The sequence below is a fragment of the Cupriavidus sp. GW823-FHT06D04 genome (assembly GCF_058795055.1).
The window spans coordinates 29,849-54,337 of the sequence record NZ_JBXAHL010000007.1; the positions used below are offsets into that span (position 1 = coordinate 29,849).

The following is a 24,489-nucleotide window of genomic DNA, read 5'->3' on the forward strand; positions in this document are numbered from 1 at the left end:
GGGCCTCGTCTTGTGCTGAGGGGAGCGTCCCCAGGCCATCAAAGCAGCGGACAAGGCGGCCAAGGCACCGCTGCCGTTGTTCCCGATCATGCTTGCGCTGAGCTTGTTGATCGCCATCGTGCAAGTGCGCTCTATCTCGGCCACTAACTGGACACACGATCCTTTCCGCCGGCGGGCACGAAGCGCCGCTGCCGCATCCATTTAGTGACGACCCATTTCTCGCCGGCCTGCACTGGCGCCCCCGCGTGCAGCGTCCTGCCGTCGAGTTGACCGGCCGCATCGCAGTACTCGAAATACACCGCATTGCCCTTGCGCGGCGAAACCGCGAAGCCGATCTCGGGAAACGTGGTCTCGCCGCCGGCGTCGACATCGTTGAGATACACGACCAACGTGCTGACCCGTTGCCCGCTGCGCGCCAGCGAAGCCCGGTTGGCCGCGTTGGTTGGCATCAGGAAGTCGTAGTGCGGCGTGCTTTGCGCGCCCACGCCATAGCGCAGCACCTGCAAGCCTTCGCCGTTCTCCACTGGCAGCCGCATCAGCGCGGAGATGCGCTGGTCGATGCGCGCCACCAGCGCGTTTTCCTGCAGCCGGAAGAACATGCCGTGGCTGGTGCGCTCGTCGCTAACCACTGTGAAACCCGTCGAAGGATCGACCGTAGTGGAGGGCACGAGCCGCGGCTGCGCCATCGCGACCAGCGCGTCGCATTCGTCATGGCTGAGCACGCCTTCGAGCACGGCGACCGCCGGATTGTCCATGCGCGACAGCACGCGTACCTCGCGATCGGTGGCGCCGAGCAGCGTGCCTCGTCCCAGTCGCGCCAGGCGCACGCCAGGAGCCGTCGGCTTGCCGCGGGACACCGTGATGCTGTTCCGCGGCAAGGGCGCGCCGTCGCGGTACGCGCGCTCGAAGGCAGCCACCAGCTCGCGCGCGACCAGCGGATCGTAGCCCTGCGAGGCCAGGGCCTGCGCCATTTCGCCGGGCGCGCCGCCGCGCTGCAGCCCCTGCGTGATCCAGTCGCGCAGCGCGGGAGGGAAGTTGATTAGGGCGAGCGTAGTCTCTGACATGGCAGGCAGGCTCCGTTCAGCTGAGATCGTCGTTCGGGGCCCATCCATCCGTCGTCAGGTGGAAGCCTTCGCGCAACTGCATCGTCCCGGCCCCTTCAATCACGCGCGCGGCCATCGGGAATGCGCGCAGTGCTTCCGGCGTTCGCATCCACGGCGCGGCCGCCGTCCCCGACGCCGAGCCGATGTCTGCCAGCACCGCATCGATGCCGACGTCGAGGCGCTGGGCCAGGTTGGCCTTCTCAATCGCATAGCTCGTGCCGTTCGCCTCGACGAGGCGCTCCACCTCGCTCGACAAGGGGCTGATCACGACACCCCCGCCGATCTGTTCATTCACCTGATCCAGCGAGGCGCGCAGCACCATCCGGCTGGTGACGGGCGCGCGCGTCCCCGTGTTCACGGCCGAGGTACCAATATCGGCGATCAACGAAGTGGGGCCGCTGACGTTCAGCTTGAAGGCGCCATGCGCGTCGGTGGTAGCCGGATTCTCCGCGCTCTCACACTTGCCGTTTTCATTGGCGTCAGCGCAGACCAGGGCGCCCTGATAGTACCCGGGTTTCAGCGTGGGCTCGGTCGCGCTGCCGGGGATGAAGCCGCTGGTCGCGACGACGCCGGCAATGGACTGCGTGCCCTGGCCCTGGCCCTGGCCCGGGTCCGTGCTGGTGCCAGCGCTGGTGCTGCCGTCTCCGCCGCATGCCGTCAGTATGCAGGCCGATGCGACCGCGGGTAAAACAAGAATACAGCGAGTTGATTGGAACGTTGCCATTCCTGGTCCAGAATGTTGGGACCTGCCCTTTTGATCAAGGCGGTCGGAATAATGTGAGGGAGTTGTTCTTGCGTGAGGCGCGACCAGTATTAGATGACGACATGACAATTCTGTGTCGAGGTGCAGTTAGCACAAAAAGGACCGGAGACGGGACGACGCATTGCGGAGGGACGCGCCGCCGCCTGGATCCGGCGGCGCGGTGTTAAGGATGTATTGACGTATGCAGATTGTGCGTGAGCGCGAATTGCGCTGCAGCAGCGGGCGGCTCAGCTTCAATCCCGCCGCACCATCAACGGGGTGGCGGCGGGACTGCGCAATAGCGGACTGAGCCAATGCGCGTTCAGCTCAGTCAGTGCGGGGCATGGCCCGGAGGAGCGACGCGCAGTGCCCGTTCAAAGATAGCGAGCGTATCAAGGAAGACACCATATCGAGGCGATTATCGACCCAACAGTACACGTTCAATCGATATCCTCAAGCCGTCCCGCAAATTCGACAAGACAACCAAAACCGCCGTGGAACAGAGCTTCGCGCTTATCCTCACGGACACCGGATTCCAGGACGCCAGCACCGGATCGCTCCGCATCATCCTCTGGTACATAGCCAAGGAAGCGTACGTTGGCGTTGTCCCAACGATTTCTGGCATTGGCGGACACGCCATATGCGATCAGGAAGTGGTACTTCGGAGCATCTATCGCCCGGCGCGTCAACTGCACCATGTCTCGATGACTGATCCAAGAGAAAAGGTGGCGTTCCACCGTGGGTTGGTCGTCTGGACGGAATGACCCGATACGCAGACAAGCCACTGACAGGCCATATTTGTCCGCGTAGAGACGGCCAAGCGCTTCGCCAAATACTTTGGACAGACCATAGCGGCTGTCCGGTCGCGGCATGACTCGGTCATCGATCATCCGATCACGGCGATGAAAGCCAACAGCATGATTCGAGCTGGCAAAAATCACGCGTTTGACGCCAGCCATGCGGGCCGCCTCGAACACGTTGTAGCAGCCTTCAATGTTCAGGCGGCGAATACGGTCCCATGTGTCCTCGTCGGGAATGCCGGCCAGGTGAACGACACAATCGATTCCCTGCATCGCATGCGCTAGCTGTTCGATGTCGGTAATGTCAGCCGTCACGACTTCCTCGCCGGCAGCGGCAGGCGCCTGGGATGCGACATCGGCAAGCCGTATCAGTTCGTACTGCCCTTGCAACCCTTTGCGCAGCGCACGGCCGATGTGGCCGGCAGCACCGGTAATCAAAATCCGCTTCATGTACTTATCCAAAATGGTGTGTGGTCGGCCTGCTTATGCAAGCCGGCACCTCTGACGGGAAGGATGGACAGCCGCCATCCTTGCTGAGGCAGCGGTGAACGCAAGCTATGCAGCGGACCTGCTCACCGCCGGTTGACTCTGTGTGGCGCGGCCATTGATCACGAATACCATGGCCAGTACGCCCACCACGTCGATGGTTGCGCCAAGCGCGAAGGCGCTGCCGTAGCCTCCGAAGTACTGAACCGCGAAGCCTGTTACGGTGGGGCCGATGATGCCGGAGATATTGGCCATGAGGTGCACAAAGCCACTGACGCCGCCCAGATGCTTCCCCGGAACGAGTTCGTGCATCAGGGCCCAGCAAGACTGAGAGGCGGCGGTCAGGAACAGCACCGCAGCCGCCACCAGAGCCACTGCTGTCGCTGTCTGCGTAGCGAAACTCACTACGAGCATGGCGACTGCGGACAAGGCGAGCGGCACGACCGCAGAGAGCTTGCGTGCATTCAGCGGGTTCTTCATGCGCTTGTAGATGAAATCGCCCACGAGGCCGCCGCCGAAATAGCCGATTGCGCCGCACGCCCAGGGAATCGTGCTCAGCATGCTCATCTGTTTCAGGTCAAGGTGCAGGGCATTGGTGAAATAGCTCGGCAGCCACGATACAAAAATGAACAGTGTGTAGTTCACGGCAAACAAGCCGGTGCCCAGCGCCAGTACGCTGGGCTTGAACAGATGCTCGCGCAGCGTCGTTCCGCGGTCGCCGTCGTCGGCTGGGTGCGCGGCACTGCGGCTCTCTTCGATCAGACGCAATTCGTCCGCGCCCACACGGCGGCTCTGTACCGGGCTATCGGTAACGAAGAAGCGCCAGAACACGATCCAGATCAAGCCAATCAGCGCAATCACGACAAAGGAAATACGCCACCCGAAAGCGATTGCCACCAGTCCCACAATCGGGCCGGAAATGGCACTGCCGAGCGTTTGCCCCGAGAAGGAAAAGCCGATCATTCGGCCGGTTTCACTACGCGGGAACCAGTTGGTAATGGTCCGGTTGGTGGTCGAATTCATCGGCCCTTCGCCGAAACCAAATAGCGCACGCGTCACCAGCAGGGTCGTGAAGCCGGTCACGGCGGCGGTGAGTCCACACACCAGTGACCAGCCGCCCATCGCCCAGGAAAAAACGCGCTTGGGCCCGTAGCGGTCGGCAAGATGTCCGCCGACAAAAGCAAAGATGGAATAGCCAAAAAAGAAGCTGCTAAAGACAATGCCGAGCTCCGACGGGGAAATGTCCAGCTCTTTGCTAATAATCGGTGCAACGACGCCCAGCGCTGCGCGATCCATGTAGTTGATCATCCCGGCCGAAAATAGTAACCCGGCTACTACATAGCGATACTTTCCAGACATCATTGCCTCCAAAAACCTATACTATTTGTAAATAAAATTACAAAAAATTATTTGCGAATTAATTGAGTGCCAAAAGACTGAGATTCAGCCGCCGACGGCGCCTTGCGTGTTGACATACAAGGCATAGATCGACTGGGAAGAAGCCATAAAGAGGCGATTGCGCATTGGTCCGCCAAAACAAAGATTGGCACAGCGTTCCGGAAGTGCGATGCGCCCGATCAGTCTTCCTGCGGGTGACACGCACATGACGCCGTCAAGATCGTCGCTGCCCATGCCCCAGCCACACCAGAGGTTTCCGTGAACATCGCAGCGCATACCGTCGAGGGTTCCTGCGCCCGCATCAAGCAGGCTCCTTCCGTTGGCGATGCGCGTGCCACTGTCGACGACGTCATAGGCCCAGATCTTGCGCCCGGGCGTCCCGCGCGACTCGATGACGTACAGGATGCGCTCGTCGGCCGAGAAGCACAGGCCGTTAGGCCCCTTCAGTTCCGTTGTCATGACGGTCGGCGAGCCCGAGCCGGCGTCGATCCGGTAGACCGAATGCGGCAGTTCCGGGGTCGCGGCGCGACCTTCGTAATTGCCCTGTATCCCCATGGGCGGATCGGTGAACCAGATGGAGCCGTCGGATTTGACGACGACGTCGTTGGGCGAATTGAGGCGCTTTCCCTCAAAGCTGTCGATCAGCACCGTGAGGCTGCCGTCATATTCGGTGCGCACAACGCGGCGGCCGCCGTGCTCGCATGTGATCAACCGCCCTTGCCGGTCGCGCGTGTTGCCATTGGCGTAGCCGGATGGTTGCCGGTACACGCTGACCGCGCCAGTCTCCTCTTCCCACTTCATCATCCGGTTATTCGGAATGTCGCTCCACAACAAAAAGCGGCCATCGCCGAACCAGACTGGCCCTTCCGCCCAGCGGAATCCAGTTGCGATCTGCTCCACGGCGGCGTAGGCGATCCGGTATTTCTCGAACTCCGGTTCCAGCACCTGGATGCGGGGATCGGGGTAGCGTGCACTTGGTTGCCACATGACTACTTTCCTTCTGGCTGTTCCCGTATGTCGGAAATCAGCTCATGATGCCGATATGCCAGGGCACGAATTCGTTGTCCCCGAGCCCAAGCAGTTCGCTCTTCGACGCCTTGCCCGAAGCGGTACGCAGCATCAACTGGAAGATCTCTTCGCCGACCTGCTCAATGGTTTTCTCGCCGTCGAGAATCGTGCCGCAATTCAGGTCCATGTCTTCCTCCAGCCGGCGATACATCGGCGAATTGGTGGCCAGCTTGACGCTGGGGACAGGCTTGGCGCCGAACATCGAGCCGCGTCCGGTGGTAAAGGCGATCAGGTTGGCGCCGCCGGCGATCTGGCCGGTGGCCGAGACCGGGTCGTAGCCCGGCGTGTCCATGAATACCAGCCCGTGCTGCGTGACCGGCTCGGCGTAGCGGTACACCTCCATCAGCGGACCTGTACCGCCCTTCATCGACGAGCCCAGTGACTTCTCGAAGATGTTGGCCAGGCCGCCCATCTGGTTGCCCGGGCTGACGGCGCCGTTGATCTGCACATCGCGTCCGACGGAATAGTCCTCCTTCCACCAGCGCACGCGTTCCAGCAGCTTCTCGCCGACTGCGCGGCTGGCGGCACGGCGCGTCAGCGTGTGCTCCACCCCATAGATTTCCGGCGTCTCCGACAGGATGGCGGTGCCGCCGTGGTGCACCAGCAGATCCACGGCCGCGCCCAGCGCCGGATTGGCGGTGATGGACGAAAACCCGTCCGAGCCGCCGCACTGCAGGCCCACGGTCAGGTGGCTGGCCGGCACCGGACGGCGCTCCACGCGATTGACTTGCGGTAGCAGTTCCATGACCGCGGCAATGCCGGCCTCAATGGTCTGGCGCGTGCCGCCGCTTTCCTGCATGACGAAGGTACGCAGCAAGGGGCCAGGTTGCAGAGACTGCGTGTCGAGCAGGCCGTTGAGCTGGTTGCGTTCGCAGCCCAGCCCCACGATCAGCGCGGCGCCCAGGTTGGCGTGGCGCGCATAGCCGGCCATGGTCCGGCGCAGCAGATCCATCGGCTCGCCGGACATCTCCATGCCGCAGCCCAGCGAGTGACTGAACGCCACCACGCCATCGACGTTGGGGAAATCTGCCAGCCGCTCCGCCGTGAACCACTCCGCTATCTTGCGTACAACGGTAGCCGAGCAATTCACCGTGGAAAGGATGCCGAGATAGTTGCGCGTGCCCACCCGGCCGTCGGCGCGCACGATGCCGTCGAAGCTCGCCTGCCGGCCGGCCTCGACCGGGACCACGGGCTGGTAGTCGCGGCCGAAGGCGTAGTCCCGCTCGTATTCCTGGAAGCTGACGTTGTGCGAATGCACGTAGCTGCCCGGCTGGATATCGGCCGCGGCAAAACCGATGCACACGTTGTACTTCAGGATCGGCTCACCGGCCTTGATCAAGCGGGCGGCGATCTTGTGGCCGGCGGGCACCTGGCTGCGCACGCCCCAGGTTTCCCCCGGCACTTGCGCGCCGATGGCCACGTTCATGCGGGCTACCAACACGTTGTCCGCGGGATGCAGGCGGATGCAAGGTCCGATGATGCTCTTCTTCTGGGTTTCCATACTACTTTTCCTGGATTGCGGAATCGGATAAAGGCCAGGCGCCGCTCACTCGGGCTGGATGCCGGCGCTCTTCACCACGCTGGCCCACTTGGGGACTTCGGTGGCCATGAACTTGCCAAACTGTTCGGGACTGGTGCCGAGGATAGTGAAGCCCTGCTCGGCGAACTTGGCGCGCAGCCCAGGATCCTTCAGGGCTACGCTGACTTCGTCGCTGATCTTGCTGGCGATGGCCCTGGGCGTCCTGGCAGGCACGAACAGGCCATACCAGGTCAGCACCTCGAAGCGGTTCAGCCCCCCTTCCGACAGCGTCGGCACCTGCGGCAGCGCCTGGGCGCGCGCGAGACTGGACACCGCGATTGCCTTGAGCTTGCCGCTCTTGATGAACGGCGCAGCCACCGGCACGTTGGCAAACATCACCGGCACCGTGCCCGCCATCACGTCGGTCAGCGCCGCCGACTCACCCTTGTAAGGCACGTGCGTCAGGCCGATGCCACCCATCGAATCGAACAGCGCACCGGCAATGTGCTGCGGGCCGCCAAGGCCCGACGAGGCATAGCTGCTCAGCTTGCCGGCGCGCGCGAGCGCGATCACGTCCCGCGCCGTACTGGCCTGCACCGACGGGTGCACCACCATCACCAGCGGCATCGACACCACTTGCGTCACCGGCATGAAGTCTTTCAGCGGATCGAAGGGCAGCTTTGCATACATGCTCGGCGCGATGACCATGGTCGACTGCGACGCCAGCATGATCGAATAGCCGTCGGCGGCCGACTGGGCCAGGTTGGCCGCCGCGATGGTGCCGGTGGCGCCGGGCCGGTTATCGACGATCACAGTCTGGCCGGTTTGCCTGGCGAGCTGGGCGCCAAGTTCGCGGGCCACGATGTCGGCGCCGCCGCCGGGGGCGAAGCCCACCACGATGCGGATAGTCTTGGTCGGATAGGCGTCGGCCGCGCCTGAAGGCGCGGCGCAGAGTGTCGCGACGATGCCGGCAATCGACGCGCAGAGCACAATGCGGCGGCGCTCATCGCTGACCCGGCGGCTGACGGGCGTGGTTGGGGGCGTGGTGGGCATGGACTGTCTCCTGGTTGTTATGTCCTGCTTTCAGCACTCGTCCATCGCAGATCTTTGTCCACGGATGGGGCGATGCTCCTGTTATCGATTCAGGCCGCGTTGTTTCCTGCGGAATCCTGATTTGATTTGAGACAGATTTTAGAAACTGGCAGAATGCAAAAACAGCATTGACCGCCTTGTTCAATCAATAGAATTTTTTTGTTATGGACACCCGCTACCTGCAGAGTTTTGTCGCCGTGGTCGAGTACGGTTCCTTCGCGGAAGCCGCGCGTCGCCTGGGCCTCACGGCAGCCGCCATTGCGGCGCGGGTCCAGGCGCTGGAGGACGCGCTGGATACCCCGCTGGTTCAGCGCGCGGGCCGCACGGTGCTGCCGACCCAGGGGGGCTTGCGCATCCTGCCCAAGGCGCGCGCGGTGGTGCGCGACGTGCGCGACCTGAGCGCGGTGGCGCATGACGACAGCCTGGTGGGAGAACTGCGGCTGGGCGTGTCGACTTCGTCGTTGACCGGCCTGTTGCCGCCGATACTGGAAGGGCTCTACACGGCGCATCCGCAGCTGAAGATTTACGTGGAGCCAGGCGCCTCTTCGCACCTGTACCGGCGCATCGTCTCGGGTGAACTGGACGCTGGCATCATCGTGGCACCGCAGTTCACGATTCCCAAGGCATTCGCCTGGCAAGTGCTGGTGGAAGAACCGTTCATCGTGCTGGCATCGCAGGCCATGGCCGGCCGCGGCGCGCATGACCTGCTCGCCGGCGAGCCGTTCATTCGCTATGACCGCGCCGTGTGGGGCGGCATGGTGGCAGACCGCTACCTGCAGGAGCACAACATCGTGCCGCAGGAGCGATTGGAGATCGATGCGCTCAATGCCATCGCCACCCTGGTCCACCAGGGCATCGGCGTCTCGCTGGTGCCGGACTGGACGCCGCCATGGCCCGAGGGCCTGAAGGTGGCGCGGATCCCGCTGCCCGGGCGGGCGCCGGTGCGCAAGGTGGGGTTCCTGTGGTCGCCACACGGCGCGCACGCCGCCCTGTCGCAGGCATTCCTGGAGTTCGGCATGGCCTCGCGGCGTGCACGGGGAACCTGAACGCGCGGCCGCCGCAATGACGGCGCGGGCGCGCGTTGGCGCCCACAGCGTTTAGCGGCCCGCGCCTTCGCCTTCCGTCCAGGCCTTGTACCGCGCCTTGTTCTCCTCATTGGGCGGATACAAGCCGGGCAACGGCATGCCGCGCTCCACTTCCTGCATGATCCAGCCCTCCAGGCGCTCCTGTTCCACCGAGGCGGCAATCACTTCGTCAAGCATGGCGGCGGGAATCAGCACCGCGCCGTCCTGGTCCACCACGATGACATCGTTGGGGAACACCGCAACGCCGCCGCAGTCGATGGGTTCCTGCCAGCCGACGAAAGTGAGACCGGCGACCGAAGCGGGTGCCGCTGCGCCCTGGCACCATACCGGCAATCCCGTGCCCAGCACCCCAGCCACATCGCGCACCACGCCGTCGGTCACCAGCCCGGCCACGCCGCGCTTGCGCAGGCGCGCGCACAGGATATCGCCGAAGATGCCTGCATCGGTCACACCCAGGGCGCCCACCACCGCAATGCAGCCGGCCGGCATGTCCTCGATGGCCGCGCGCGTGGAAATCGGCGAACCCCAGGAGGCCGGCGTGGCCAGGTCTTCGCGCGCGGGCACGAAGCGCAAGGTAAAAGCGCGGCCGACCAGGCGCGGCTGTCCGGGTGCCAGAGGCCGCGTGCCGCGCAGCCAGACGTTGCGCAGGCCATGCTTGAGCAGCACGGTGGTCAGGGTTGCGGTGGTCACGCCTTGCAGCGCCTTGATCACACTTTCGTCGAGGGGAAGCGATGTGGTCGCCATGATGTTTCCTTGTTGCATTTGGTTTGGGGATTAATCTGCCAGTGCCGCGCGCGAGTCATGCCTTGCGAGACGCCGCAGCAGATGCTCCACTTCGTGCCGGGCCGTCGCCGACATGGCCGCCGCTGGCTTGCGCTGCGCCGCGGAGGCGAGGAGCCCACGGCGCATCATCACGTACTTGCGCACGGCCAGGCCGGCACCGGGCTGCTGCTCATAGCGCAGCAGCGGCAGGTGGCCATCGAAGAGATCGTGCGCGGCCTCGCGCTCGCCCTGGGCCGACAAGCGCACCAGGTCGCAGAGCATATCGGGGAAGCTGTAGCCGGTATTGGCGCCATCCGCGCCGCGCTCCATTTCATAGTCCAGGAACAGCCCGTTGTTTCCACAAAGAATGGAGATGTGCCGCATTGAACCGTCCTTCTCGAAAGCGCGCAGGGCGGAGATCTTTTCCAGGCCGGGCCAGTCTTCGTGCTTGAGCATGACGCACGAGGGCAACTCGCCGACGATGCGGCGGATCACGCCGGGCGTCATCTGCACCGAGAACGTCAGCGGATAGTCCTGCAGCACGAACGGCACGTCGGCGCCGATCGCGTCTACCGCCTGCCGGTAGTAGCCGACGATCTGGTCGTCGGTGCGCAGCGTGTTGGGCGGCGCGATCATGACGCCGGCCGCACCCAGGTCCATCACCTCGCGCGTCAGCGCGCGCATGGCGGCGAAACCCGGCGCCGAGACCCCGACCACCACCGGCAGCCCGCCCGCGCGCCGGATCATGCGCGCGGCCACGTCGATCGACTCGGCGTGCTCGAGCTTGGGCGCTTCGCCGAGCTGGCCGAGCACGGTCACGCCGGTCGCGCCGCAGCCGAGATAGAAGTCCATCAAACGATCGATCGAACTCACGTCGATCGATCCGTCGTCCAGGAATGGAGTGGGCGCGATGGGGAAGACGCCCTTGGCGTCAGCGGTCAACAGCATCTTTGGGTCTCCGCGAAAGCTGGTGTTGGGTCGGGTCGGTCGTGCCGGGGCGCGGGGGGCAGTTCCCGCGAGCCTCAGATACTCTGGATAAGGCCGCCGTCGATGCGGATGGTGGAGCCGGTGATATAGCCGGCGCGGTCGCTGGCCAGGAACGTCACCGCATCGGCATATTCCTCCGGGCGGCCGTAGCGGCCCACCGCGATGGCCGCGGTGCTTTCAGCCGACACCTCCTCCACCGGGCGCTGCTCGCGGCCGGCCTTGACTTCATCCAGGAAGCGGATGCGGTCGGTGGCGATGCGCCCCGGCAGCACGATATTGACCGTCACGCCGTCTCGGCCGACTTCACGCGCCAGGGTCTTGGACCAGCCCACCAGCGACAGGCGCAGCGCATTGGAAATGCCCAGGTTCGGAATCGGCGCGACCACGCCGGACGAGGTGCTGGTGACGATGCGCCCCCACTGCCTGGCCCGCATGCCGGGCAGCACCCGGTCGGTGATCGCGATCACCGACAGCACCATGCTTTCGAAGTGCTTGCGCCACAGTGCCGGTTCCTGGCCGAACGCGGTGGTGGGCGGCGGGCCGCCGGTATTGTTGACCAGGATATCGACCTGGCCAAACTGGGCCTCGATGGCGGCGACATGGGTCTCGATCGACGCCAGGTCCGCCAGATCCCAGGTGCGCGCAAGCGCCGTGCCCCCCTTGGCGACGATCGTTGCCACGGTGCGGCTTGCCGCTTCCTCATTGACATCGGCGACCACGACCTTCACACCCTCCGCCGCCAGCGCCAGCGCGATGGCGCTGCCCAGGCCGCCGCCGCCGCCCAGCACCAGTCCTACCTTGCCTTCGATTCCTAGTTGCATGAATACCTCGCTTGAATATCTTGAAACGCCTGGATTGACAAATTACGTTCGCCGCGCGCTCGATTGAGCTGCCGCGCCAGGGCCCGCCCTCACGCCACCGCCACCGCCACCGGCGTCAGCGCCGTTCGCCCTGCCAGCACGGCTTGCACGTTGTCCAGCATCAGCCGCAGCATCACCGCGCGCGTTTCCCGGGTGGCCGTACCCGCGTGCGGAGACAGCAACACGTTGGGCAGCGCGGTCAGCGGCGAATCGGCCAACGGCTCGAACTCGAACACATCGAGCGCCGCGCCCCGGATCGTGCCGGCTTGCAGGGCCTCGCAGAGTGCCGCCTCGTCGACCACGCTGCCGCGCGCCAGATTGAGCAGGTAGCCGTCCGGCCCCAGCGCAGCCAGTAACGCGGCATCGACCAGGTGGCGATTCTGTTCGGTCGCACGGCAGGTGAGGAGCAGGATGTCCACCGACGCAGCCAGCGCGATCGGGCTCTCGCAATAGCGGTATGGCAGGCTTGCTCGCTGGGTGCCGGTGTAGGCCAGCTCCACGCCGAAGGGCGCCAGCCGCTGCGCAATGCCCGTGCCGATGCGACCGAGCCCGATGATGCCGACGCGCTTGCCGGCCAGGCTGGTGGTGAGCGGGAAGTCGTCCTCGCGCCAGGCGCCGCCGCGCACATGGCGATCGGCGGCGGGAATCCGGCGCAGCAGCGCCAGCAACAGGCCGATGCCGAGTTCGCAGACGGCCGCGTCCAGCACCCCGGGCGTGTTGGTGACCACGATGCCGCGCCTGGCGGCATGGGCGACGGGGATGCCGTCGTAGCCCACGCCGGAAGTCGCAATCACCCGCAACGCAGGCAGGCTGTCTATCACCGCCGCGGGTACCTGGTAATTGCTGCGCGTGACGATGGCGCGCACCGCGCCGCGCAAGCCGGCGTCAGCCGCAATCTCGGCCTCGGAGACGCAGCGGAATGCGGCGTCGATCGCGTCTTGCTGCGCAGCTTCAAAGACGCCGATGCGCAGCACGGGCTCACGTGTATCGCTTGTCATGTCCCCCCCTTCTTACTCAGGTGCCTTGCCGCGCGTTTCGGGCGCGCGCAGGAAGTCGAAGTCGACGCCCTGGTCGGCCTGCGTCACGGTCTGCAGGAACAGCTTCAGGTAGCCGCGCGGCGCGCTCGGCTCAACCACCGGGGCGGCCGCGCGGCGGCGCGCCAGTTCCTCATCCGATACCAGCAGGGCCAGCTCGCGGCGGCTCACGCTCAGGCGGATGCGGTCGCCAGTCTGCACCAGCGCCAGCGGCCCGCCCACGGCGGCTTCGGGGGTCACATGCAGCACCACCGTACCGAACGCGGTGCCGCTCATGCGTCCGTCGGAAATCCGCACCATGTCCTTGACACCGGCCCGCGCCAGCTTGCGCGGGATCGGGATATAGCCGGCCTCGGGCATGCCGGGCGCGCCCTTGGGGCCGATGTTCTTCAGCACCAGGATGTCATCGGCGCTCACGTCGAGGTCGTCCAGGTCGATGCGCTCGATCAGGTCCTGCGCGTTCTCGAACACCACCACGCGGCCCTCGTGCTCCATCAGCTCCGCGCTCGCCGCGGACTGCTTGATGATGGCGCCGCCAGGCGCCAGGTTGCCGGCGAGCACGGCAATGCCGCCTTGCGGGTAGATCGGGTTGTCGAAGCTGCGCACCACATCCTGCGCGAAGCCCGGGCCGGCATTGTCTATCTCCTCGCCCAGCGTGCGCCCCGTGACGGTCAGCGCATCGAGGCGCAGCAGCGGGCGCAGTTCACGCAGCAAGGTGGCCATCCCGCCGGCCTTGTGGAAGTCCTCCATATAGTGCTGGCCGTTCGGCTTCAGGTCGAGCAGCACCGGGGTTTCGCGGCCCATGCGGTCAAGCGCCTGCATATCGATATCCAGGCCCATGCGACCCGCGATGGCCGCCAGGTGCACGATGCCGTTGGTCGAGCCGCCGATGGCCAGCAGCACGCGCATGGCATTCTCGAACGCGGCCGGCGTCAGGATGCTGTCGATAGTCAGGCGCTCGTGTGCCATCGCCACGGCACGTGCGCCGGTTTCCTCGGCAATGCGGATGCGGTCGGCGGTCACGGCCGGCGGCGTGGCGCTGCCTGGAAGGCTCATGCCCATCGCTTCGGCCAGGCAGGCCATGGTACTGGCGGTGCCCATCACCGAGCAGGTGCCGACGCTGGCCACCAGCTGGTTGTTGACCTGCGAGGCTTCCTCCGCGTCGATTTCCCCGGCGCGGAACTTGCCCCAATAGCGGCGGCAGTCGGTGCAAGCACCGACCCGCTCGCTGCGGTGCGAACCCGTCAGCATCGCGCCAGTAACCAGTTGGATCGCGGGCACACCGGCAGAAGCCGCGCCCATCAGCTGCGCAGGCACGGTCTTGTCGCAGCCGCCGATCAGCACCACCGCATCCATCGGCTGGGCGCGGATCATTTCCTCCGTATCCATCGACATCAGGTTGCGCAGATACATGCTGGTCGGCGCGGCAAAGCTCTCGTGGATGGAGATGGTCGGGAATTCCATCGGCAGCCCGCCGGCAAGCATGATGCCGCGCTTCACCGCATCGATCAGCTGCGGCATGTTGCCGTGGCACGGGTTGAATGCGCTGCCGGTATCGGCGATACCGATCACCGGGCGGTCGAGTGCTGCATCGGTATAGCCCGAGCCCTTGATAAACGCCTTGCGCAGGAACAGCGAGAACCCAAGGTCGCCATAGTTGGTCAGTCCCTTGCGCAGGCCTGTATCCCCGGAGGAAGCGTCCGGTCCTTTGGGTTTATTGGTGGTCATGGTTCGTGGTCGGTTCAGCTATCGGAATTGATATGGGCGTCGGTGATGACCTTCTCCCAGCGTGTGACTTCGGTACGCAAGCGCTCGGCCGATTTTTCAGGGCTGGTTGGCGGCAAGGCATAGACACCCTGTTTCAGGAACTGTGCCTTGACGTCGGGCAATGCCAGAGTCCTGGCCAGCGCCGCATTCAGGCGCTCAACCACCGGCGCGGGCGTGCCCGCCGGTGCCAGCACGCCGAAGGTGGAGCTGACGTCCAGGGTAGGCATGCCGCTCTCTGCGGCAGCCGGCACGTCCGGCAGCATCGAGATGCGCTTGGGTGCTGCCACGGCAAGCGCGCGCAACTGGCCTGCCTTGATGAACGGCTGCGCGGCCGGCACCGTCTCCACCATCATGTTGACCTGCCCGGCCACCAGGTCTGTCATGGCTGGACCACTGCCTTTGTACGGCACGTGGGTCATGTCGATATTGGCCTCTTTCTTGAAGATCTCAGCCGCCATGCGCTGCGGGGCGCCGGCACCGGAAGAGGCGTAGTTAAGCTTGCCGGGATTGGCCTTGCCGTAGCTGACCAGTTCCTGGAGCGTCTTGACCGGCACCCTCGGATTGACCACCACGACCAGTGGCACCGAGCCAACGACCATCACCGGGGCGAAGTCCTTGAGGATGTCGTAACGCAAGTGCCCTTTTTCCAGGGTCGCCATGGTTGCATGGGAGGTCAGTGCGCCCATCAGCAACGTATAGCCGTCTGGCGCGCTGCGGGCGACCACTTCCGCGCCGATGTTCCCGCCCGCGCCGCCCCGGTTGTCAACCACCACCTGCTGACCCAGCACTTCGCCCAGGCGGGTGGCAACGATGCGGCCGATCACGTCGGTGGCGCCGCCCGGCGGATAAGGCACGACCAGCCGGATCGGCTTGTCCGGATAGGCCGCGAACGCGGCCGGGGCACTGGTGAAAGCGGCCATGGCGGTGAGGGCCAACAGCCCTGCCCGCAGCAGGGTGCGACGAGTCGCATTGGTGGTAGGGAAATCCATGTCGTCTCCGGTCTCTTGTTGTCAGCGCACCCACAGCCGGGGATGCGTCATGCACGGAGTTTGACGAAGACGGAAGGCGAAAAAAAGCGATCTCCAGACCGATTAACCAAAAGATTATTTTGGTTTCCGCGGCCCCCCAGGGCCGCTCGCTGCTAAACGGGCCGACCCTGGCCGAGGCCGGCTTGGGGGGCTACGCTTGGATAACCCGCGTTAGCGGAATGAATGCGGAAACGAGCCGGGCAGCAGGCCAGCGTCACTTAGCATAGCTGTACACCGAGGCTCGCGAGACGCCCAGATGCTGCGCGACGATCTCCATGGCTCGGCGCACCTCCATACAGCCCGACTCCTTGAGCTCGCGCATCAGTGCGCGACGCTCTTGCGCCTTGAGGGAACGGGGCGTGGTCGCAAGCCGCGCAGCGAACTGGTCAATGCGGCGCCTGATGGCCTCGGCGCCGGCCGGATCGAGCGATTCGCTCACACCTGCAGCAGAGCCGACGCTGCCAAACTGGTTCAGCGCATTTTGCAAGCCTCGGAAAAGCGTCAGGTCTACATTCATGCACAAGGCCGCCACGTAGCGACCACTCGAATCCTTGATGCCTATGGACGTGCTCTTTGCCTGGCGGCCATCGGCGAACTGATTCGCGTAGTTCGCGATGACTTGCGGAAACTCCGGATCGGCAATGCGTGCGATACCGAGTTCTGTGGCCGGATCGCCAACCTTGCGGCCCGATAGATTGTTGTGGATCGCCAGGATGGCCTGCTTTGGATGCAGCAGGTCATGTACAACGACTTCACAGAACGGTGCCAGGGTCTCGCCGAGACCCTGCGCGACCTGCTCAATTTGTTCAAGCAGCGCTTGCTGCTCCGCCGAAAGTTTTTTCATTTGGAAATAATATCTAAAATCAAGATATTACGTCAAAGAAACGGCCCGGCCACTCCTGGCTCGGCGATTACGCTCGCTCCCGCCGTAGCACCTGGCCGGGCCGCGCGCCGCTGGACTTGCCATCGCGCCACACGACGCTGCCGTTGACAAGCACAGTATCAATGCCTATGGCCGGTGCAATCGGCCTGGAAAATGACGCTCCCTCGCCAACTGTTTCGGGATTGAGAACGGTCAAGTCTGCGAAGGCGCCCTCCCGCACTACCCCACGGTCGGCGAGCCCGAAATTCCTGGCGGTCAGTCCGGTCATCTTATGGATCGCGGTCTCAAGCGAAAACAGGCCCAGGGACCGTCCGTAGTGGCCAAGAACACGTGGGAAGCTTCCCCAAAGACGCGGATGCGGAGAGTCGTCGTGGGGCAAACCGTCCGAGCCGATCATGGTCTGGTCGAAGGCCAGGATGCGCTGCACATCCCGGTCGTCCATCATGTAGTAGATCGCACCGGCGGGGGACAGCCGGTCGACTACCTCTTCCTGTGTGTCACCGAGTTCGGCCATGATGTCGGCCAGATCCTTGCCGGCATACTGTGGCAGGGGCTTTGACCAGGTCACGGTCACCCGGGTCGCATTACGTGCGCGATGCGCGGACAGAATGGTGGACGACGCCGGATAAGGATAGCAGTCGAGGCAAACCTCTTGCTTTTCCATATGTTCAGCAATGAACTTCAGCGTTTCCGCGGAGCGACCATAATTGTTGACGCCGACCAGCTTATGATGCGAGATGACGACCGGTACACCGACTTCGCGACCGATGCGGAAGGTCTCGGTCAGTGATTGAATGATGTGGTCGCCCTCGTTTCGCATATGCGTGCAATAGACTCCGCCGTACTCGCGTAGCGGCTCGCATATTTCAATGACTTCTTCCGTTGGCGCCCCAATCGACGGTTCATAGAACAGCCCCGTTGACACGCCAATCGCGCCGGCGCGCATGGCTTCATCGACCAGCGCGCGCATGGCTGCGATTTCGTCCGGATTTGCCGGCAGGGAAAGATCATTCATCGTCGCGACCCGCAATGTCGTATGGCCGACCAGCATGGCGCAATTCGTTGCCGCGGGCTGGGCGCGCAACGCTTCCAGGTATTCCGCAAAGGCAGCAAACCGAAACCACGCACCGCCATCATCGAGCAGGTTAAGCGGCGGGGTGACCGGATCGGGAATCTGCCGCGGCATCGGCGCCAGCGAAACGCCGCAATTGCCGCCGATCACAGTAGTGATACCCTGGCTGACCTTGGGAGCCATGTCCCCACCAGAGAGCAGCAAGCGGTCGTCATGCGTGTGCGCATCGATAAAACCAGGCGCCACCACAAGGCCAGATGCATCGATTTCCGTGGCTGCGCTGCCCCCCCGCAAATCGCCGATGCGCACAATACGGTCACCTTTGATACCGACCTCGCCTGCATAACGTGGAGCCCCCGTTCCGTCGACAATCGAGGCATTGCGGATCATGACGTCATAACGCTCACTCATCGGGTACTCCCTGGTATCGTGTTCATCAATTGCTCCGGAAGCCGGGCTGTGTGGTGATGCATCGCGTCGCGGGATCGGCGACGCGATCAATGCATGTCAATCGTGCTCGCAGACCATCGGCAATGGCAGTCAGAGCAGAGCGCCACGCGCCGCAATCGGCCATAGCGCTTCGACCCTTCCATCGCGTACGCAGACCAGAGAATCATAAAGATTGACGGTGGGATCGCAGTGGCCGGGAATGAGCATCAGTTTCTCTCCCAGCTCCACTGAAGCGGGACTGGGGGTAGCAATTACGCCATGTTCGTCTGATGCTTTCAGGTATTTCAGATCGCTGCGCTTCCACACTAGTGGCATGCCGGAATCAACACTGGAGGCCTTCAGGCCGGCATCCACGATAGCCCTCTCGCCAGTGGCCCTGCTCATCACCGTCGTCAGGACAAAGAGCGCATGCTCGAAGGGAATGTCGTCCGGCCCACGCGTATTTTCGCCGTAGTCGCGATCCATGAAGACATAGGAGCCACACTGAAGCTCGTTATAGACGCCGGAGTCGCGCTCGAGGAGGAACGTGCCAGTGCCTGCGCCAGCGATAATCTCAACCGGAATGCCACGTGCCTCGATGATTTTCTTTGTCGACAGCGCGAGTTCAGCGGCATCGCGAATTGCGGCAGTACGCTCCTGCGGCGTGCGCAGATGCTGGGCCGGTCCGTGATAGCACTGCAGCCCGGCAAAGCGCAGCGGTGAGGAGACAATCAATTCTGCGAGATGCGCCGCTTCTTCACCTGGAGGGATGCCGCAGCGATGGGCGCCGACGTCGATTTCGATATAGACATCCACGCTCTTCCCGGATGCTTGTGCGGCGGCGGCCAGAGCCTGAATCTGCGAGGCATCATCGACCAGAACCCCAATGCGGGCAGAGCCGGCAAGTTCCATCAGGTGGCGGATTTTCGCTGCACCGACGATCTCGTTGCTGATGAGGATGTCGGTAACGCCGGCCTCGACAAACACGGCAGCCTCGCTGACCTTCTGGCAGCAGATTCCCACAGCGCCCAATGCGATCTGTCGCAAGGCGATCTCCGGACACTTGTGGCTCTTGGCGTGGGCACGCAGACGCACGTTCCGGCCGCGCAATGCGTCAGCCATTCGCTTCAGATTACGCTCGAATGCATCCAGGTCGAGCACGAGCGCGGGTGTATCGATGGCAACGGCAGGGTCGCCGATTTGGGCTGCTTTCCAGGGACTCACGGGGATTTCCTTTAATCGATCTTGGCACCGGAGAATTTCACGATCCTGGCCCACTTGACCGTCTCGCGGCGGGAGAGGTCCAGGAACTCCTCAGGCGTGCTGGGCGCGATTTCCGCCCCCAGCAGCTTGAATCGCTCTCGCACGGCGGGGCTCTCCAGCGCGATGCGAATCTCGCGGTTGAGGCGGGTAACGATGTCTTTAGGCATGTGGGCCGGGCCGACGATGCCTCCCCACGCCGACACCTCGAATCCGGGCACGGATTCGGCGATCGCGGGAACTTCCGGATATCCAGCCAGGCGCTGCGCCGAGGAGACGCCAAGCGCCCGCGCCTTGCCCGCCTTGGCCATCGGTGCGGAAACCGGCGTGTTGATCATCATCAGCTGTATGCCACCGCCGATCAGGTCCGTGACGGCCGAAGTCGCTGCGCGATAGGGCACATGCAGCATGTTAACGCCCGTCATCGCCTTGAAGAGTTCGACGCCCAGATGTGCCGTGGTGCCGTTGCCATCCGATCCAAAGGCCAGCTTGCCCGGATTCTTTTTCGCATAGGCAATCAGCTCGGGAATGGTCCTGACCGGCACACTGTCGTTGACGATCATCATGTTGGACAGGCGCAGCGTGTTGGCGATCAGCGTCAGGTCCTTTTCGACGTCGTACGGCACCGATGGCAGCAGCGACTTGTTGGTCGCCAGCGAGACGATATTGCCGTAAGCCAGCGTGTAGCCGTCGGGCGCGGCCTTCACCACCTCCATGGTGCCGATCACATAGGAACCGCCAGGCTTGTTGTCAATCACGATGGACACGCCCAATTGCTGTGCCAGCTGCGGAGCGAGGGCCCGCATTAACGCATCCGGAGCACCGCCGGGGGCCGACGGCACAATCAGCCTGATCGGTTTGTCCGGATAAGCCGCGAAGGCGGAAACCGGCAACGCTGCACACAGCGCTAACACAAACTTCACCAAAAAACGTCGGGAACTCATTGGACCATCTCCTGTACGTGATTCGCGTTTTCGAGTCATTCCATCAGCAGCACCTGCGCCATCGAAGTTCCATGCTTACGGTTTGTGTTCTAGACAAAATATACAGTTCTGGATAGAATGTCAACCAACGCAGGAAGTAACGGAACAACTCGCGCCAGCCCCCTGCCCCAGAGCAACGCGCGCCCGAAGGCCAATATGGATTCCGGCCTGCAGACCACGCGCTTCACCGTTGCTTCATAAGGTCCCATGTCGCCAGGCTGGTCACTGCGGACACTCATATGACGCCCCAATAGGAAAGAGGCCCTTACGCATGGATCCGGTAATCTTGGTCGTGGCACTGGGAGCCATTGTTGCTGGCTTCGTACAAGGGCTTTCGGGCTTCGCCTTTGGTCTCACTGCAATGTCGTTCTGGGCGTGGTCGCTGGATCCCAGGCTGGCCGCGTCAATGGCGGTTTTTGGGGCGCTAACGGGGCAGATCATTGCCGTGGTAACCATGCGCCGAGGATTCAAGCTGGGCAGGCTATTGCCTTTCCTGATCGGCGGCCTGGCTGGCATACCCGTTGGCGTCGCGATTCTCCCGTCGCTCGACCTTCAACTCTTCAAGGCCTTCCTCGGTACGTTCCTGGTGCTGTGGTGCCCGACGATGCTTGCCGTACGAAACCTGCCGAAGATCACAGCGGGCGGGAGGCTGGCCGACGGGATCGTGGGCGGCATCGGCGGGATCATGGGTGGCATCGGCGGCTTTACCGGCACGATTCCCACACTGTGGTGCTCGTTGCGGGGATTCGACAAGGATGAACAGCGTGCGATCATTCAGAACTTCAATCTCGCCTTGCTGCTTGTGACCATGGCCATCTACGTGGAAAAGGGATTCGTGACACGTGCCATGCTGCCGATGCTCGGAATCGTCGGGCCGGCGATGCTGATTCCCACTATCCTGGGCGCCCGGCTGTATGTTGGGATTTCCGAAGCGACCTTCCGCAAGATTGTATTGAGCCTGCTCGCGGCATCCGGGGTCGCGTTGCTGACATCGTCCGTCCCGCATTTGCTTCAGCGTTTGGCGTAGGGCTTCTGTCGCAGCAACAGCGAGGCCGTCGACGCCACCCCAAAGAATGCTCGCGCAGCTAAAGTTCTTGAGGGCCAGCCTCGGTCGAGTGAGGCGCCTGACGGCTCGGTGCTCCTGCTCGACCGCCGATCAAATTCCGACCGGATAGCCATCCTTGCGGTGATCGCTTGCCGCGACATAGCCGCCATTTTCCAGGCGCAGAGCCGCCTGGGCGCTGCCGAACTCGGTATCAAAGCGTTTGGCAACCGTGATCGGATGCCCGCGCGAGATCAGTCCTTCAATCACCGCTTGCGGCATATTCCATTCGACGGTAACGCCATGATTGTCGTCAAGTACGCGCCAGCGCGGCGCGTCGCTTGCCGCCTGCGGATTCAGCCCGTGATCGACCATGCGGGAGACCATCTGCATATGACCCTGCGCCTGCATGGATCCGCCCATGAGGCCAAAGCTCATCAGCGGCCGGCCGTTTTGCATCAGGAAGCCGGGGATGATGGTGTGGAATGGACGTTTTCCAGGCGCCACCTCGTTGGTATGGCCGTGACGCAAGTTGAAGCCCCAGCCGCGGTTCTGCAAGGCGATGCCGGTATTGGGCACGACCACGCCCGAACCAAAGCCCTTGAAGTTGGATTGAATAAACGAAACCATCATGCCGTTGCGATCCGCCGTGGTCAGGTAGACGGTGCCGCCGCCAAGCGGTTTGCCGGTGCGGGCCGGCGCTGCCCGCTCGGGGTCGATCAACCTGGCGCGTTGTGCCAGATATGCCGGGTTGAGCAGGTCGGCCGCTGTGACTTCCGTCATGTGATCCACATCGCCGACGTATTCATGCAAGTCGGCAAAGGCCAGTTTCATTGCCTCGATCTTCAAGTGCATCGCCAGCGCGCTATCCTGATCCAGGCTCTTCAGATCGAAATGCTCAAGCATGCCCAACGCCATTTGCGCCGCAATGCCTTGACCGTTTGGCCCGATCTCGTACAGTTCAACATCCCGGTAGCGGATGCCGATCGGCTCGACCCAGTCCGCCTTATGCGCGGCGAGGTCGGCTTCAGTGATCGCGCCACCGGTATTGCGCGCATGGTCGACAATCGCACGGGCCAGTTCGCCATGGTAAAAATCGTCGCCCTTGCTGCGCGCGATGCGCTCGAGTGCCTTTGCCTGTCCCGGGCAAATAAAGCGCTCGCCCTGGAGCGGCGCCCGGCCGTTGGGGGCAAACGCTTCGCGGTAGCCCGGCTGATCGATCAGTTCGCCGACCTGTTTTTGCCACTGATTGTGGACATTGTGCGAAACCAGATAACCTTCCCGCGCATAGCGCAGCGCCGGTTCGAACAGGTCTTCGAACGGCAGGCTGCCAAAGCGCTCCCACATGGCGCGCCACGCTGAAACGGTGCCTGGCACGGTTACCGAGTCCCAGCCCCGCTTCGGCATCTCCTTGTATTTTGAAAAATACTCGCGCGTCCATGCGGCCGGTGCCCGGCCCGATCCGTTCAAACCATGCAATGTGTCGCCATCCCAGATCAGTGCAAACGCGTCGCCGCCGATACCGTTGTTGCAAGGCTCGACCACAGCCAGGGCGATTGCCGTGGCAAGCGCCGCATCGGCTGCATTGCCGCCGCGCAGCAGCATCTGCAAGCCGGCCGCGGAGGCAAGCGGCTGCGAGGTCGTCACGACGTTGTCGGCGACCAGCGGCAAACGCTGCGACGTGTACGGGAACGTCCAGAAAGCACCTTGATTCGATTGCATGTTGTCCTGGTGTAAATAGCAGCCCACGCGAAGTCTGGCGGCGGCAAGCCGTTCAGCTAAGCATGGCGGTTGAAAAAAAGTCGGCGCAATTAGGCGCTGTTCTCCGGGCAATTGGCATTGCGGGCGACGCGAAAACGCATCGACCCATATCAATCCACGACGATGTTCTGTCGCTTGGCAAGCGCCCTCCATCGCTCCACGTCCTGCGCGATGGTGGTGGCGAACTGGGCCGGCGTGATGGGCCTGGCTTCGGCGCCCTCTTTCAGGATCGCCGCCTTGATCTCGGGCTTGGACAAGACCGCATTGACGGCGGCGTTCAGTTGGTTGACGATCGCCGGCGGCGTGCCCGCCGGCGCCAGCAGGCCCCACCACAGCTCGAACTCGTAGCCCGGCACCGCGCTGGACATGGGCGTGAGTTCCGGCGCGATCGGGCTCGGCTTGAGGCTGGTGATGCCAATGGCGCGCACCTTGCCGGCGCGGACCATCGGCAGCAGCGACGGGCCGGTGGAGATCAGCAACTGCGTCTGGTTGCCCATCAGGTCGGTCAAGGCGGGGGGCATGCCGCGATACGGGATATGCGTGATGAGCAGGTTGCCGGCCATGGCCTTGAGCAGTTCGGTGCCGAACTGGTTGACGCCGCCCGGCCCGGACGAGGCGTAGTTGTACTTGCCTGGATTGGCGCGGATCGCGGCGATCAGTTCCTGCGGTGTCCTGGCGGGGAATGCATTGTTGACCGCGACGATGAACGGCCCTCGCGCAAACATCGCCACCGGCGCGAAGCTCCTGATTGCATCGAACGGCAGTTTGGCCTGCACCGCGGCATTGGTTGTCATGCTGGACGACACGGCGGCCAGCGTATACCCGTCCGGGGCGGACTTGGCGACGATGCCGGTGCCGGTATTGCCGCTGGCGCCGGGGCGGTTGTCGATGACGACGGCTTGCTTGAGCTCCTCGCCGATCCCCTTGGCGACGATGCGCGCGAAGATGTCGTTGGAGCCGCCCGGCGGATAGGGCACGACGATGGTGATGGGCTTGCCTGGATACCCATCCCGCGCGAAGACCGCGCCGGACACCAGGCAGGCAATCAGCGTGGCGGCGAACGCCACGCTACGGGAAACGGATGCGGATGCTGATTTCAAGATGCCTCCATCGGTGTCCTTGTTTGTCCCACGCGGGGCAGCCTGATCCCGGCAGTGTCAGGCGGGCGGAAATCCAAGGTTCTGGACAATATATTCAATAGTAGATATTTTGTCCAGGCTATGAGAACTACTTTGAGGCAGCATGAAGCGCTGCCCGAGCAACTGAGACGGCAAGGCGACGCCGGCGAGGGAACGCACAACGCACTGTCAGCTTCTTGGGTAGCGAGG

At 63.6% G+C, this 24,489-nt stretch carries 21 protein-coding genes; 2 read left to right on the forward strand and 19 right to left on the reverse strand.

Translation table 11 applies throughout. The annotated features are described in order from the left end of the window. Nucleotides 1-143 precede the first annotated feature (143 nt). The 7 genes from AC1Q7H_RS12050 to AC1Q7H_RS12080 all read right to left on the reverse strand — a co-directional run bounded on the left by AC1Q7H_RS12050 (nucleotide 144) and on the right by AC1Q7H_RS12080 (nucleotide 8,169). Nucleotides 144-1,064 (reverse strand): 2OG-Fe(II) oxygenase, encoded by a 921-nt coding sequence (locus AC1Q7H_RS12050; protein WP_153954060.1) that lies wholly within the window; start codon nucleotides 1,062-1,064, stop codon nucleotides 144-146. Nucleotides 1,065-1,080: 16 nt separating this feature from the next. Continuing rightward, nucleotides 1,081-1,827: a hypothetical protein gene (locus tag AC1Q7H_RS12055; RefSeq protein ID WP_492381326.1), complete on the reverse strand. Its 747-nt coding sequence runs from the start codon at nucleotides 1,825-1,827 to the stop codon at nucleotides 1,081-1,083. Between the two features lie 458 nt (nucleotides 1,828-2,285). Beyond that, nucleotides 2,286-3,095: an NAD-dependent epimerase/dehydratase family protein gene (locus tag AC1Q7H_RS12060; RefSeq protein ID WP_211981348.1), complete on the reverse strand. Its 810-nt coding sequence runs from the start codon at nucleotides 3,093-3,095 to the stop codon at nucleotides 2,286-2,288. Between the two features lie 105 nt (nucleotides 3,096-3,200). Next, a complete protein-coding gene (locus tag AC1Q7H_RS12065; protein WP_492381327.1) occupies nucleotides 3,201-4,493 on the reverse strand; it encodes an MFS transporter in 1,293 nt (430 codons plus the stop codon). Nucleotides 4,494-4,574: 81 nt separating this feature from the next. Then, nucleotides 4,575-5,516, reverse strand: coding sequence for an SMP-30/gluconolactonase/LRE family protein (locus tag AC1Q7H_RS12070; protein ID WP_492381328.1), 942 nt, complete (start codon nucleotides 5,514-5,516; stop codon nucleotides 4,575-4,577). A 37-nt stretch (nucleotides 5,517-5,553) separates the two neighbouring features. Further along, on the reverse strand, nucleotides 5,554-7,098 hold the full coding sequence (locus AC1Q7H_RS12075) for a UxaA family hydrolase (protein ID WP_211981352.1): 1,545 nt from the start codon (nucleotides 7,096-7,098) through the stop codon (nucleotides 5,554-5,556). Nucleotides 7,099-7,143: 45 nt separating this feature from the next. Further along, a complete protein-coding gene (locus tag AC1Q7H_RS12080) occupies nucleotides 7,144-8,169 on the reverse strand; it encodes a Bug family tripartite tricarboxylate transporter substrate binding protein (RefSeq protein ID WP_153954051.1) in 1,026 nt (341 codons plus the stop codon). Between the two features lie 203 nt (nucleotides 8,170-8,372). Here AC1Q7H_RS12080 and AC1Q7H_RS12085 point away from each other — a divergent pair, with 203 nt between their 5' ends. Further along, on the forward strand, nucleotides 8,373-9,254 hold the full coding sequence (locus AC1Q7H_RS12085) for a LysR family transcriptional regulator (protein ID WP_153954050.1): 882 nt from the start codon (nucleotides 8,373-8,375) through the stop codon (nucleotides 9,252-9,254). 51 nt (nucleotides 9,255-9,305) lie between these two features. Here AC1Q7H_RS12085 and AC1Q7H_RS12090 read toward each other — a convergent pair whose 3' ends face one another. The 10 genes from AC1Q7H_RS12090 to AC1Q7H_RS12135 form a co-directional block, all read right to left on the reverse strand. Next, nucleotides 9,306-10,037: a ribonuclease activity regulator RraA gene (locus AC1Q7H_RS12090; RefSeq protein ID WP_153954049.1), complete on the reverse strand. Its 732-nt coding sequence runs from the start codon at nucleotides 10,035-10,037 to the stop codon at nucleotides 9,306-9,308. A gap of 30 nt (nucleotides 10,038-10,067) precedes the next feature. Further along, a complete protein-coding gene (locus tag AC1Q7H_RS12095) occupies nucleotides 10,068-11,003 on the reverse strand; it encodes a dihydrodipicolinate synthase family protein (RefSeq protein ID WP_211981354.1) in 936 nt (311 codons plus the stop codon). A 74-nt stretch (nucleotides 11,004-11,077) separates the two neighbouring features. After that, on the reverse strand, nucleotides 11,078-11,863 hold the full coding sequence (locus tag AC1Q7H_RS12100; protein WP_153954047.1) for an SDR family oxidoreductase: 786 nt from the start codon (nucleotides 11,861-11,863) through the stop codon (nucleotides 11,078-11,080). Nucleotides 11,864-11,952: 89 nt separating this feature from the next. After that, nucleotides 11,953-12,900, reverse strand: a complete 948-nt coding sequence (locus AC1Q7H_RS12105) for an NAD(P)-dependent oxidoreductase (RefSeq protein ID WP_153954046.1) — start codon at nucleotides 12,898-12,900, stop codon at nucleotides 11,953-11,955. Between the two features lie 12 nt (nucleotides 12,901-12,912). Then, nucleotides 12,913-14,664, reverse strand: a complete 1,752-nt coding sequence (locus AC1Q7H_RS12110; protein ID WP_153954045.1) for an IlvD/Edd family dehydratase — start codon at nucleotides 14,662-14,664, stop codon at nucleotides 12,913-12,915. Nucleotides 14,665-14,678: 14 nt separating this feature from the next. After that, on the reverse strand, nucleotides 14,679-15,692 hold the full coding sequence (locus AC1Q7H_RS12115; protein ID WP_492381329.1) for a Bug family tripartite tricarboxylate transporter substrate binding protein: 1,014 nt from the start codon (nucleotides 15,690-15,692) through the stop codon (nucleotides 14,679-14,681). A gap of 253 nt (nucleotides 15,693-15,945) precedes the next feature. Then, complete coding sequence (locus tag AC1Q7H_RS12120) at nucleotides 15,946-16,575, reverse strand: helix-turn-helix transcriptional regulator (protein WP_153954043.1); 630 nt, start codon at nucleotides 16,573-16,575, stop codon at nucleotides 15,946-15,948. Between the two features lie 67 nt (nucleotides 16,576-16,642). Then, nucleotides 16,643-18,097: an N-acyl-D-amino-acid deacylase family protein gene (locus AC1Q7H_RS12125; RefSeq protein WP_153954042.1), complete on the reverse strand. Its 1,455-nt coding sequence runs from the start codon at nucleotides 18,095-18,097 to the stop codon at nucleotides 16,643-16,645. Nucleotides 18,098-18,226: 129 nt separating this feature from the next. Next, entirely contained in the window at nucleotides 18,227-19,339 is a 1,113-nt protein-coding gene (locus AC1Q7H_RS12130) for a DSD1 family PLP-dependent enzyme (protein ID WP_211981358.1), read from the reverse strand. Between the two features lie 11 nt (nucleotides 19,340-19,350). After that, nucleotides 19,351-20,319 (reverse strand): Bug family tripartite tricarboxylate transporter substrate binding protein, encoded by a 969-nt coding sequence (locus tag AC1Q7H_RS12135; protein WP_153954041.1) that lies wholly within the window; start codon nucleotides 20,317-20,319, stop codon nucleotides 19,351-19,353. Between the two features lie 310 nt (nucleotides 20,320-20,629). Here AC1Q7H_RS12135 and AC1Q7H_RS12140 point away from each other — a divergent pair, with 310 nt between their 5' ends. Continuing rightward, nucleotides 20,630-21,385, forward strand: coding sequence for a sulfite exporter TauE/SafE family protein (locus tag AC1Q7H_RS12140; protein ID WP_153954040.1), 756 nt, complete (start codon nucleotides 20,630-20,632; stop codon nucleotides 21,383-21,385). Between the two features lie 129 nt (nucleotides 21,386-21,514). On the opposite strand, the gene ggt is transcribed toward AC1Q7H_RS12140, so the two are convergent. Next, nucleotides 21,515-23,122, reverse strand: a complete 1,608-nt coding sequence (gene ggt, locus AC1Q7H_RS12145) for a gamma-glutamyltransferase (RefSeq protein WP_211982173.1) — start codon at nucleotides 23,120-23,122, stop codon at nucleotides 21,515-21,517. A gap of 149 nt (nucleotides 23,123-23,271) precedes the next feature. Beyond that, nucleotides 23,272-24,264, reverse strand: coding sequence for a tripartite tricarboxylate transporter substrate binding protein (locus AC1Q7H_RS12150; RefSeq protein WP_371827411.1), 993 nt, complete (start codon nucleotides 24,262-24,264; stop codon nucleotides 23,272-23,274). Nucleotides 24,265-24,489: the final 225 nt, after the last annotated feature.